Source organism: Tigheibacillus halophilus (assembly GCF_042683165.1).
In the GTDB taxonomy this organism is placed as follows: Bacteria; Bacillota; Bacilli; order Bacillales; family Amphibacillaceae; genus Tigheibacillus; species Tigheibacillus halophilus.
Map to the genome: position 1 here is coordinate 376,628 of NZ_JBHUIZ010000006.1, position 12,059 is coordinate 388,686.

Genomic DNA, 12,059 nt, shown 5'->3' on the forward strand with positions numbered 1-12,059 from the left:
TGGGGAAGAGAGGAAAGCAATGATTCGACCTCGTTTTGTCAATTATCTATATATCTATTACGCCTTTGTATTCGTGCTACATATTATGAATGTGTTTTTGGAAAATAGTTCGCTGAATTATTTCATTGGTGTGTTTGGCCTGCTGATGCTGCTCGTATCTTTTCCATTGGCGCCGCGGCTGTTCCAAATACTTGGCGCGTGTTTCATCATTGCAGGCGGCTTTTTGTTTGCCTCATCAGGGATGTCTGTATGGGAAACCCCAGCTATTTTAACATCGAATATGTCTTTGCTGACACTGCTTGCCATGCTGCCATGGATGAACAGTGTGGTAAAGGCAGGTAGATTCGACAGGCTGCTGCACTCTTTGCTGCAGGCAAATGTCAAAAATCTCGGCACACTTTATCCGAGAAGTACGATCACGATGCTGTTTTTAACCGCGTTTTTAAATCTTTCCGCCGCTACTATCGCGCAAGATGTGTTAAAGGATAATTTGAAGCGTGTAAAGAAAAAGCTTGGTGATTCCTTCATCATGATGTCGACCTTGCGCGGTTATTCTCTGGCATTGCTTTGGAGCCCGCTGGAAATATTACTGATTACATCCATATTTATCACGGGTGTAGACTTCGTGACCCTGCTGCCTTGGACATTGCTTATTTCCATTATTGTGTTCGCAATCGATGCATGCTGGGGCTGGCGCTATTTCAAGAAATTTCCCTACCAGGCGGATAAAGTGGCAGTCACGCTTGAAAAAACGGGGCAAGGAATGGAGACACAGGAAGCGGCAAGCATCCCTTCCGGGGACGAGAATGTATTTTATGGGGAAAAAAAGGTATCTGTTTCGAAAAGCAAAATCCGTAAAATGACGGTTCTGCTCATCTCACTCGTTTTATTCCTGCTCTCTGTTATTTTGCTAGCGAATGGGTTTGGCTTGGATTTCATTTTTGCTGTCACGATAGCGATTTTCCCATTTTCATTTATCTGGGCACTGCTGATGAAAAGGGGGAGAAGCTTCTGGATCATTGGGTGGAACACATGGAAGGACAAAACTAATACGATGCAAAATTTTATCGTGTTATTTGTGACGATGGCTTTTTTCTCCAATAGTCTAAATGCGTCGCCAATGCTTGAAATGCTGCAAAAGCCGATTGTCATGGTTGCGGACTATCCATTATTGATTATGATTTTCATTCTGTTATTTTTTATTGTATTGAGTATTCTAGGGGTCCATCCATTAGCAACAATGGGGATTTTTGGCGGCATCAGCGGTGTCCTGCTGCAAGTGATGAGTCCGCTGAGCTTGGCAATCATGCTGGCCTGCAGTGCCATTGGCATCATCCCGATTGGAACCTATGGATTGGTTGTGACTATCACGGCAGTCAATACAGGCGCAAGTCCGTATAAAATCACCTGGTATAATCTTCCATACTCACTCATGTTCGGGGCGATTAGTATCTTTTTCGCGTATCTGTTGCTGTAGATACGCGATTTTCGATCTAACCATTGCATGAAAAAAACTGCACCTCTCGATGGCGCAGTTTTTTCAATTCCTGGCAAATGCATCAAGTGCTACAGGTTTGCCGGATTCGGCAGATTGATAGATTGCCAGTATCAATGCGAGGGAGTTGAGGGCCTCTTTGCCGTTAACAAGCGGTTCACGATCTTGGACAATGGCTTCCACGATATCGGCATATTGACGGACAAAAGACTTTACAGAGATGTTTTTCTGTGTGTCTCTACCGGCAGCTGCTGCTTGAACTTCCGCCTCGGTGTGTTTCTGCTCATTTTCTTCCCCTTTGACATGCCATTCGGACACTTCATCAGAAACAATGCGTACACTTCCATTTTGGCCGAAAACATCCAACGTTGTCTCAAATCCAGGATATGCGGCGGTGTTGCCTTCAATCATGCCGATCGCCCCGGATTTGAATTTCAAGACAGCGGCAGCAATATCCTCTACCTCGATCCGCTCATGGGCACGCGTCGCACAGTATGCATGGACTTCCTCTACAGGACCCATCGTGTACAGCAGCAGATCGATATAATGGATCGCCTGGTTCATCAAGGCGCCTCCGCCATCCAAAGCCATTGTCCCACGCCATTTTCCGCTGTCATAATATTCCTGCGGCCGGTACCAGGTTGTCCGTGAGGAGCCAAAATGCAATGGACCGAGTTTCTCTGTTTCGATGGCATGCTTCAAGGCCATAATTGCCTCATCAAAGCGATGCTGGAAAATGCAGCTTAGTTTGACGTTTGCTTGGTGGCACGCTTCGATTAACTGTCGGGATTTTTCAAGTGTTGTATCAATCGGCTTCTCCACAATGACATGCTTACCAGCCCGCGCGGCAGGGATGCCAAATTCGGCGTGTCTGCCGCTTGGTGTTAGAATGATGACAGCATCAACCGCGGGTGATTGCAGCATCTTTTCATAATCTGTATAGCAACTGACCTCGAATTCTTTGCCCCACTGCGTCGCTTTTTCCATATTGCTGGAATAGAGTGCAGCCAGCTGTGCGTTTGGATGCAGCTTGATAGCTTCAATATGTGTCCTGGCAATTGTACCGCAGCCAGCAATGGCGAAATTCACCTTTGGTTTTTCAGCCTGGGTAATCGTAGAATCGGCCGCAGTTATCATGAAATGTCCTCCTTTATTTGCTGGATGGCAATTGGTTTCGTTGCCAAGTACAACTCGGAAAACTCAAGGAAGAGCTGGATTCCAAAAGCACATGCTCCCATCATGCATGCCTGGCTGCCCAGCTTGGACAAGGCAATTTCACCGTATTGGCTGACATTGGAATGCAAGTGGCTTTTTATTTCAGCAATCGCGTTCGGATAAAGCTCCAATACCCGGCTGTTTAGCACCAGTGTTTCCGGATTGTACAGGTTGATCACATTGTTCAGGCCAACAGCCAGGTAAAAAATGAATGTATGAAGCAATTCATTGGCAGCAGGATCATTTTTAGCAATCAGCTGTTCGATGTCATCATAGTTTTCAATGCTTCTTCCCAGTTTTTCGGACAAAGTGGCAAACAACTGCGGCTCAGCGGCATAAAGCTCCCAACAGCCGTGATTACCGCAATTGCAAGGTTTGCCATTCGGCAGGATGATCATATGTCCCATTTCACCGGCATATCCGTGATAACCTCTGTCAAGCTTTCCATCGACCATCATGCCTGCGCCAATACCAGAACGCAAAATGATTGTCATCAGGTTGCTGCTATGGTGGTATTGGTATACTTTTTCTGCTAAAGAAGACAGATTGGCATTGTTTTCAATGAAAATATCCAGGTCCAGCTGTTTTTTCAAGTCGGTTTTCATATCTTTATGCTGCCATTTATATTTCGGAATGAAATAAATCATTTCTTCCTTATTTACAGTGCCATGGACGCCAATGATGGCATTGACCAAGCCATAGCGGCTGAAAGCATATTTTTTCTGGTAAGCACTGATTTGTTCCACCAGCAGGGCTATGATTTCCTCATAATCGTCTGTAGTCAAATCAATGCTTTTGCTTTCCACGATATTACCTTTCAAATTGGAAACTGCAAATTGGATATGCTTATAATCCAAATCAATGCCAAGGATGAAGCCTGTATCTTCATCGATGGAAAGCATGATCGGGCGTCTTCCGATCGCATTATGTTCTTGCTGTGTTTCATAGATAAGATCTTCATCAAGTAAATCGGCAACCTGCACGGAAATGGTCGCTTTATTGAGCCCGGTTATTTTTGCCAATTCTGCGCGTGATATAAATTCATGCTCCATTATTTTTTGCAAGATCAAGCTTCTGTTAATTTTTTTGATGTATGCGCCGTCTCCGGTAACCATGCATAGATCCCCCTTATTATCATGTGATGTTCATATTTGTTGAGTAAACAAATAAAGAAAAAAGAAAAACTGCTGACACACAGCCCTTGGCTGTTTTGTGAAAGGGTTTTCAATGGTAGTCGGGAATAAAGATACAAGTCAAGCTGGATCGATTCCTTTATACGCACATGATTCTCTTTCGGTAAGTGTCGGAGTCATCCTTTTCGTCTGCCAGCCTAAATGCTTTTGTTCTACCAGTTGGATGATCGATTCTACGATTGATGCTGCAAGTTCTTCTATTCTGACGCCGATACATGTCAGCGGTATTTCCATGTTAGCCATTTGCGGGATATTATCATAACTGATGACTGAAATATCCTTTGGAATACTGATATTATTTTCCTTCAGACAGCGGATGATTCCGCCGCTGATATCATAGCTGCCCCCTACAATCGCTGTAGGAAGGGAATCGCTTTGCAGAACATTTTTCACAGTGACATAGCCATCATACCAATCCAGCCCGCCCGTATCGATGATATGACTGTCATCAATGGGGAGGCCGTGTTTTTCCATCGCTTTTTTAAACCCAAGATACTTCTCCATTTGAAATGGATCGATAGAAGAAACATTTCCTATATATAAAATATCAGTGTGTCCCAAACCAGAGAGATAGTTGACTGCTTCATTCATCGCTTTTTCATGATTGGGATCGATGATCGGATATAGGTTGTTATTTCTGCCTGATACACCGTAAGAAATAAAGGGTGTACTGTTTGGTTTGATATCGAGATGGATATTTTCTTCAAACAGAATGATGCCGTCCACTTGGAATTTCTTGAAGGTTTCCATTGATTTTTGAAGTGGATCAACGGAAAGGATCATGGAATATGGTGTTTTGGACATCTCGTCGCTGATTTTGCTGACAAGCGTTGAAAGTACAGTTCTTTCGATGGTCGGCCAAATCAGACCTATGATTTTGGCATTTTTGGAAACAAGCCGCTGTGCAGCATAGTTGGGCTCATAACCCATCTCTTCTGCAATTTGAACTATTTTACGCTTTGTGTTTTCTTTGACAAGCGGGCTGTTGTTCAATGCTTTAGAAACAGTTGAATAACTGACGCCAGCTGTCTTGGCAATATCTTTGATTGTCACATGCATTGTCATGATCCCCTGTACCGCAACATTTGTTTTTTCTAATGGTATCATACAACACGAACATTTTCATCTATCAAAAGCCGTTTGCATTGTAAATATTAGTTTTTCGACCAAACAAATTCACTGAAAACGGTTGTTGTATTTTTAAAAATAGTTTATGATTGTTATAACAACGTTGTTATTTTATTTTTCCGGAAAATTTTCCGGAAAATAGGGTGAGAAGCCGGTAAAAAATGACTTGAAAATGAAACCGTTCACAAAAAGGAGCTGTTCAGAATATGGAACATGTTGGATCAGTGTTGAAAGAACTCGGAGAAGGCAAGTTGCCTTCTTCCGATGACAACATCAAAATCTATGAAAAATCTTTGACAACTTCAGAGCATACTAAATTGCTCATGATCAACGACCACAAAGCAAAATACCTGCTCGCAGCCGGTGAAGGAGAGCTGTATGATGCATTGGAAGGCGACACAGTCAACGACCTTGGAAAAGTATGCCCTTTATCGCATGCAAACCGTTTAGTATTGAATCGTTACTTTGATTATACAGTACCCCGGGCTTTCGGAACCAAGGCGGCTACCATGGGTCTTGGGGATCGTTTAGGGCTGGCATCGCCAGGGCATATCGAAACTGTCCGCAACCGTCGTGTGAAACCGATACTTGCACAGCAAAGCATCCGGGAGCTGACCCTGACCAACCGCACAATGAACGATATGCTGGATGCAGCTGCCTTCGCTGTTTTTCAAGAAGGTTACAAGGATGGCTATGGGGCGGACGGCGACCATATTAAAACAGAGGAAGATATTAAATACGCGCTTGGGTTAGGTGTTTCCATGCTGACGTTGGATTGCTCCGATCAGATTCAGAAAAAATACGAATCAGCTACAGAAGAAGAGATCCGCTCTGACTATGACGCCTTGGATGAAGCGACAAAATCACATTATAAGGAAGCTTATTTAAACAAAACATGCCATCTTGACGGCCTGGAAATCACTTTCGATGAAGTGACACTCATGAAAAATGTACTGCTTTACGGTGATGCCATCACTTATATGGCGCATGTGTATGATGCATATATCAGCAAGCTGGACAGGGATTTCGACTTTGAAATTTCTATCGATGAAACGGAGACGATCACCACACCGAGCCAGCATTTTTTTGTCGCTAATGAATTGAAGCTGCGGCATGTTGCTGTGGCAAGCCTTGCGCCAAGGTTTTGCGGCGAATTTCAAAAAGGCATCGATTATATTGGCGATTTGGAGCAGTTTGAAAAAGAATTATGTGAGCATGCTCAAATCGCTGCCTATTTCGGTTATAAATTAAGCATTCATTCCGGAAGTGACAAGTTTTCCGTATTTCCAATCATCGCCAAATATACAAACGGTGTACTCCATGTTAAAACGGCTGGCACAAACTGGCTGGAAGCTGTGCGTGTAGTAGCTCAGGCAAATCCGGAGCTATACCGGCGCATGCATGCTTATGCGCTCGAACATGTGGATGAAGCATTGAAATATTATCATATTACACCTGACTTCGAGGCCATCAAGCCGCTTGACTGTGCAGCTGACAGTGAGTTGACGGAATATATGGATGATGACAATGCGAGGCAGCTGATCCATGTGACATATGGTCTGTTATTGACAGCGAAAGATGTTGATGGCCGTTTCTTATTCAAAGATGAATTCTTTCAAACATTGGACGATGAGGAAGATACGTACCGCGCTGCATTGGTGAGTCATATTGGACGCCATGTGGATATGCTGGATTTATAAATCTGCTAAGAGCAGTTGTTCAGTTGTTCATATGAACAATTCTGCATATGAGACAATGCTGGTATATCGCAGTTGCCGAAGTTTTCAGGGAAAATGATCAACGCGGGGCCCTTTTCACGGAGACAGGGGCCAGACATAGGAAAGGGTGATTGTAGTGAAAAAATTTATGGATGAAAATTTTTTGTTGCACAACAGCACAGCTGAGAAACTGTACCATCATTATGCAAAAGATATGCCGATTATCGATTATCATTGCCATTTGCAGCCGGAGGAAATCTATGAAAACAAACAATACAACAATATAGCAGAGGTGTGGCTGTACGGTGATCATTATAAATGGCGAGCAATGCGCAGCAATGGAGTAGATGAAGCCTATATTACAGGAAATGCGAGCGATTATGAAAAATTCCTTGCCTGGGCCAAAACAGTTCCAATGCTCATTGGCAATCCGCTGTATAATTGGACACATTTGGAGCTGCAGCGTTTTTTCGATATATATGATTGTCTGAATGAAGAAACAGCACCGGCTATTTGGGAAAAAGTGAATGCAAAGCTGAATAGCGGCGATTTTGGGGCGCGTGACTTCATTCATAAGTCCAATGTCAAAGTAGTATGCACAACGGATGACCCCGTAGATGACTTGACATACCATCATAAACTGCAAGAAGAAAAAGATTTCCCTGTCAAAGTAGTTCCAGGATTCCGCCCGGACAAGGCATTGGCAATCAATGGAGATGGCTTTCCATCATACGTGAAAGCTTTGGAAAAAGCTTCTGACATGGAGATAGATTCATATCAAGCGTACCTGAAAGCATTGCAATCACGTGTGGCGTTTTTCCATTCCGTTGGCGGCAGGGTTTCCGATCATGCGATCGATACCATGATGTATGCCAAGGCAACTGAAGAAGAAGCAGCACAATTCTTTGCTGACGCACGAAAAGGCAACAAAGTCAGTCTGGAAGATGAAAAGAAATTCCGCTCTCATACATTGACATTTTTGGGCAAGGAATATGCCAAACGCGGTTGGGTCATGCAATATCACATTAACGCGCTGCGCAATAATAATACAAGAATGTTTGAAAAGCTTGGACCTGACACCGGATATGATGCGATGAATGACGAAGACATCGCCAAACCGCTTGTCAGCCTGCTGGACAGTCTGGATAAAGCAGACGCGCTGCCAAAAACAGTGCTTTATTCATTGAATCCAAATGATAATGAAACCATTGCATCAATTATTGGCAGCTTCCAGGGTGGAGGTATTCCAGGAAAAATCCAATTCGGCACTGCATGGTGGTTCAACGATACCAAATCGGGAATGCTCGCCCAGATGCAGGCTCTGGCAAACATGGGGGTTTTCAGCCAATTTATTGGCATGCTGACAGATTCAAGGAGTTTCCTGTCTTATCCACGACATGAATATTTTCGCCGGCTTGTCTGTTCCTTTATTGGGGAATGGGTGGAAAACGGCGAAGTGCCGGACGATATTGATTTTCTAGGGAAAATAGTCCAAGGTATAGCTTATGAAAATGCAAAAGCATATTTTGATTTCGGGTTGGAATAACATAGATTTTTTGAACGGAATAAGGCAGTTTTTAAGAGGAAAATCTTAAAGGCTGCCTTTTGCAAGCGCAGTTATAGGAAGAGGATGATCCCCAAATTGGCAGTGTGGTCTAAAGAGGGCCACGCTGCTTATTTTCGTACAGGTTCCACTCCTCGTCGTACCGGTTATTGTTGGAGACGTAGCAGGAAAGTCCTAATTAAAATAATTGTTAATTGGCATACTTTAAAAATAGCAATATAGCTGTAGAAAAAAGCAAGATTTGTGTTGTGAAAGCGTTTCGAAAATACTATACTGCACAAAATAGCAAATATTGGAAATTGCATTTGAAGAGGTGTGGATTGTCAACGCTGCAGCTGAAAGTCGATTCCTCAAAAATACTATAGGGAGAGAGTGTCATTTGAGAAAATTACTGACCATGTTGACGATGTTTGTTACTATTTTTCTTTGTTTTTCAACGAATACTTTCGCAGAGAACTTGAAGAAAGAGAATGATGCCTTGATTTTTCATCAAGAGAATCAGATCATCCCTCGAAAGCATTTTACGAACCTGAATGACAAGGTAGATCAGCTTAAAAACCTTGAGGAAGGTACAATCGTGGTAAGGTTTCTCTATGAAGGCAACGGCATTATGTCTTTATTTTCCCTTTCGAATAATAAACTTGCCAATGGACATTTCCATGTGTATGTAACACCTTCAGCAATTGGTAGTGAAAACAGATATGAGGAGCCAGGCAAACCGGCTAAAAACATTCATATTAAAACGAATGTGAACGTGAAAGAAAATCAGGTTCATACCATGGCGATGACTGCAGACAAGAAAGAAGGATACAAGCTCTTTTTGGATGGGGAGCGGGTGTTACATGATAAAAATGCAGAACGGCAGTTTATGGATCAAATTTTTGAGCCGAACAGCGCACAATTGGGCAGGACAGAAAGAGCGGGAAATAGCAACAACTATGAATTCAATGGTGTAATCGATTTTGCGGAAGTTTACAGCAAACCATTATCTGATCAAGTATTGCAGAAGATGACGGGGGTGACAGCCGCAGAAGCAGTGACGAATCCGAAACCAGGTGATGCGCTGATTACAGAACCTGATTCTGTCTTTTATCCCGGACTTTACAACTCAAAGGCATATCGTATACCAGCGTTATTAAACACGGCGGATAGTACGTTGATTGCCGGGATTGATAAACGGATTGATCATGCGGGTGATTCGCCAGCTAACATTGATATGATGGTGAGAAGGAGTCTGGATCAAGGAGATACATGGGAAAAAGATGGTATCCTCGTTAACGATTATCCAGGTGCTGCGTCTAACATTGATCAGTCCTTACTGCAGGATGCTGATACGAAAAGAATTTATTCGCTTGTATTAGGTTTTCCGGAGGGCGGCGGATTTCCAACTGCACAAAAAGGAAATGGCTATGCAACGATAGACGGTAAAGATTATATGGTGCTTTATGATAAAGACGAACAAGAATATACCATTCGAAAAGATGGTGTTGTCTACGACCAAGATGGCCAGAAGACAGGCTATACAGTAGACGAAAAAAGAAATTTGTACCAGGATGGCAGTAAAATAAGTAATATTTTCGTGGATGAATCGCCTTTGAAGCCATTAAAAACATCTTACTTGGAATTATGGCACAGTGATGATGAAGGAAAGACGTGGGATGGCCCTATGAATCTGAATGATGCCGTAAAAGAAGAGTGGATGGCGTTTTTGGGGGCTGGTCCTGGGACAGGAATACAAATGAAAAATGGACCACACAAAGGCAGACTGGTATATCCGATTTATTTCACCAATGAAAACAATGCACAAGCCAGTGCGGTCATCTATAGTGATGACAACGGAAAGACATGGAGACGCGGCGAGTCACCGAATGAGGGCAGGATAGTCGATGGCGAAGTTCTGAACGAAAGGACATTCACAGGAAGCAGTAACGAGTTGACTGAAAGCCAGGTTGTGGAAATGCCTGATGGGCAGCTTAAGCTGTTTATGCGAAATTATTCGGGATATGCGCAAATTGCAACCAGCTTTAACGGCGGTGAAACGTGGGATGCGGAAGTAGTTACAGAGCATGGCTTGGTTGCCCCGTATTCACAAATGACTGCGATCAGATATAATGGCCAAATCGATAATCAGGAAGCAGTGATTTTTGCCAGTGCAGGAGATTCCAGTTCTCGCGTCAATGGAACTGTCAAGGCGGGGTTGATTAAAGAAGATGGCACTTATCCGAATGGCAGGATTCAATATAAGTTTGATTGGAAATACTCCCAACTGGTGAAAGAAGGGGCTTACGGATATTCCAGCCTGACCAATTTGGATCATGGCAATATCGGTTTGTTATATGAAAATGATACAAACATGGATTTCATTCAATTCAACCCGGCATTCTTGAAATGGGAAAAAGAAGGTGAGTTTCCTGCGCCTGCGCTGAAATCGATAAGTATTGTGCAGGGAAAAGAAGAAAGTTACTTGCCTGGCGATTCAATCCGGGTGCAAGTGAAGTTTGCCGATTATGTCATGCTGAGTGGTGATCGGTCGTTGTTAGGCGATATTGACGGCCAACAAGTGGTGCTGCATTTAGTGGAAACTAATACGTCTGGGACAGCGTTTGTTTTTGAGGGGAAAGTTCCAGAATTGCAGGCAGGCAAATATGAATTGAATGCTTCGTTTTCGAATGATTTGAAAATACGAAATGTGTATGGTCAGGAACTGGATGCTTCGGGTGAAGCGAATAAGTTATCTGAAAAGATTTCTATTAATCAAAAAGTTACTGCATCAAGCATAAAAGAACTTGTGGCCGACATGGAAGAGGCTGGTGAGATTAAAGAAGCCCAGGATGCACATTTGTTTGAAATGCATTTAACAGCGGTTGAGCAGTATGAGAAGAAGGATATGCATAAAAAAGTAGTGAAACATATGGAAGGTTTTCAACGGTTACTTGAACAGAAACATGATAAGAAGTTGATGTCGGATGAGGCATTTAGAGAGATAATGTCAGCTGGATCCATCCTGTTGGAAAAATATAGATAGTATGGTTGCTTTCAATAACAGGCATGGTCTGTAATGGACTGTGCTTGTTTTGTTTTATGGATGTGTGGGAGAAACTATGAGGCCGCAAATTACGGAACATAAGAAAAGAGCGGACATTTGCACGCCTTTGAGGAATATTGCGCTGCGGTGTAATTGATGAAGGTTTATTGTTGCTGAAAAGCTGTTTGTGTAAAATCATCTACTCTATAGCCATCGTTTTTTTGATGCGGCGGATATCCACTTTATGTTCCCAAGTGTCCTCGTGTAGAAGGTCTAACTTAATATTATGCTCGGCGAGAGACTCTTTCAAAGAACTGAACTCCCGTTCGTTGGAAAGCTTTATCCCGTCTATTTCAGCCTTTAGGTGTTCTTGTCCGGTTTGAAGTGGACGTAGCATTTGTCCATGCTCCTTCAGTGTTTCCCCCTGCATGTCCAGCCTATGGGTTACAGTATCCAACCGCTTGTCCATGCCGTCAAGTCTTGCATCGATGCCGTCAAATCGTTTGTCCATGGAGCTGAGCTGTTTATCTACCCCGTCAAATCTTACCGTGATTCCTTCAAGCATGTCGATAATTTTTTCAGCTTGAATCTTTGTGTAAGGAATTTTGATAGATGATATTTTACAAGGCAGTGCTCGCCATCGTTACAATTTGTGATAAGCGGCGGGGCTGTTTCTTTTTTGTCTATTTTTCATTGTTAAGTAAAATTTAAGTTTTGGGTT

Annotated in this window: 8 protein-coding genes; 4 read left to right on the forward strand and 4 right to left on the reverse strand. The window is 43.0% G+C overall.

The window, feature by feature from the left end:
- Positions 1 to 19 precede the first annotated feature (19 nt).
- On the forward strand, positions 20 to 1,477 hold the full coding sequence (locus ACFSMW_RS10115; protein WP_390355312.1) for a hypothetical protein: 1,458 nt from the start codon (positions 20 to 22) through the stop codon (positions 1,475 to 1,477).
- Positions 1,478 to 1,540: 63 nt separating this feature from the next.
- Here ACFSMW_RS10115 and ACFSMW_RS10120 read toward each other — a convergent pair whose 3' ends face one another.
- The 3 genes from ACFSMW_RS10120 to ACFSMW_RS10130 all read right to left on the reverse strand — a co-directional run bounded on the left by ACFSMW_RS10120 (position 1,541) and on the right by ACFSMW_RS10130 (position 4,962).
- Positions 1,541 to 2,632, reverse strand: coding sequence for a Gfo/Idh/MocA family protein (locus tag ACFSMW_RS10120; RefSeq protein WP_390355313.1), 1,092 nt, complete (start codon positions 2,630 to 2,632; stop codon positions 1,541 to 1,543).
- A complete protein-coding gene (locus tag ACFSMW_RS10125) occupies positions 2,629 to 3,825 on the reverse strand; it encodes an ROK family protein (protein ID WP_390355315.1) in 1,197 nt (398 codons plus the stop codon). The genes ACFSMW_RS10120 and ACFSMW_RS10125 overlap by 4 nt, the downstream gene beginning before the upstream one ends.
- Before the next feature lie 138 nt (positions 3,826 to 3,963).
- The gene (locus ACFSMW_RS10130) at positions 3,964 to 4,962 is read right to left on the reverse strand and encodes a LacI family DNA-binding transcriptional regulator (RefSeq protein ID WP_390355317.1); all 999 of its coding nucleotides are present in this window, start codon (positions 4,960 to 4,962) and stop codon (positions 3,964 to 3,966) included.
- Between the two features lie 275 nt (positions 4,963 to 5,237).
- Between ACFSMW_RS10130 and ACFSMW_RS10135 the strand changes: the two genes are divergently transcribed.
- The 3 genes from ACFSMW_RS10135 to ACFSMW_RS10145 all read left to right on the forward strand — a co-directional run bounded on the left by ACFSMW_RS10135 (position 5,238) and on the right by ACFSMW_RS10145 (position 11,338).
- Positions 5,238 to 6,731, forward strand: coding sequence for a tagaturonate epimerase family protein (locus ACFSMW_RS10135; protein ID WP_390355319.1), 1,494 nt, complete (start codon positions 5,238 to 5,240; stop codon positions 6,729 to 6,731).
- Between the two features lie 166 nt (positions 6,732 to 6,897).
- A complete protein-coding gene (gene uxaC / locus ACFSMW_RS10140; protein ID WP_390355449.1) occupies positions 6,898 to 8,295 on the forward strand; it encodes a glucuronate isomerase in 1,398 nt (465 codons plus the stop codon).
- 397 nt (positions 8,296 to 8,692) lie between these two features.
- Complete coding sequence (locus ACFSMW_RS10145) at positions 8,693 to 11,338, forward strand: sialidase domain-containing protein (protein WP_390355320.1); 2,646 nt, start codon at positions 8,693 to 8,695, stop codon at positions 11,336 to 11,338.
- 199 nt (positions 11,339 to 11,537) lie between these two features.
- Here the strand turns inward: ACFSMW_RS10145 and ACFSMW_RS10150 are convergent, their stop codons facing one another.
- Positions 11,538 to 11,903, reverse strand: coding sequence for a hypothetical protein (locus tag ACFSMW_RS10150; protein ID WP_390355321.1), 366 nt, complete (start codon positions 11,901 to 11,903; stop codon positions 11,538 to 11,540).
- Positions 11,904 to 12,059 lie beyond the last annotated feature (156 nt).

Excerpts from the sequence above, each read along its gene's own strand:
- ACFSMW_RS10150 (WP_390355321.1), bottom strand. The coding sequence starts at position 11,903 with ATGCTTGAAGGAATCACGGTAAGATTTGACGGGGTAGATAAACAGCTC.
- uxaC (WP_390355449.1), top strand. The coding sequence starts at position 6,898 with ATGGATGAAAATTTTTTGTTGCACAACAGCACAGCTGAGAAACTGTAC.
- ACFSMW_RS10115 (WP_390355312.1), top strand. The coding sequence starts at position 20 with ATGATTCGACCTCGTTTTGTCAATTATCTATATATCTATTACGCCTTT.
- ACFSMW_RS10120 (WP_390355313.1), bottom strand. The coding sequence starts at position 2,632 with ATGATAACTGCGGCCGATTCTACGATTACCCAGGCTGAAAAACCAAAG.
- ACFSMW_RS10135 (WP_390355319.1), top strand. The coding sequence starts at position 5,238 with ATGGAACATGTTGGATCAGTGTTGAAAGAACTCGGAGAAGGCAAGTTG.
- ACFSMW_RS10125 (WP_390355315.1), bottom strand. The coding sequence starts at position 3,825 with ATGGTTACCGGAGACGGCGCATACATCAAAAAAATTAACAGAAGCTTG.
- ACFSMW_RS10130 (WP_390355317.1), bottom strand. The coding sequence starts at position 4,962 with ATGCATGTGACAATCAAAGATATTGCCAAGACAGCTGGCGTCAGTTAT.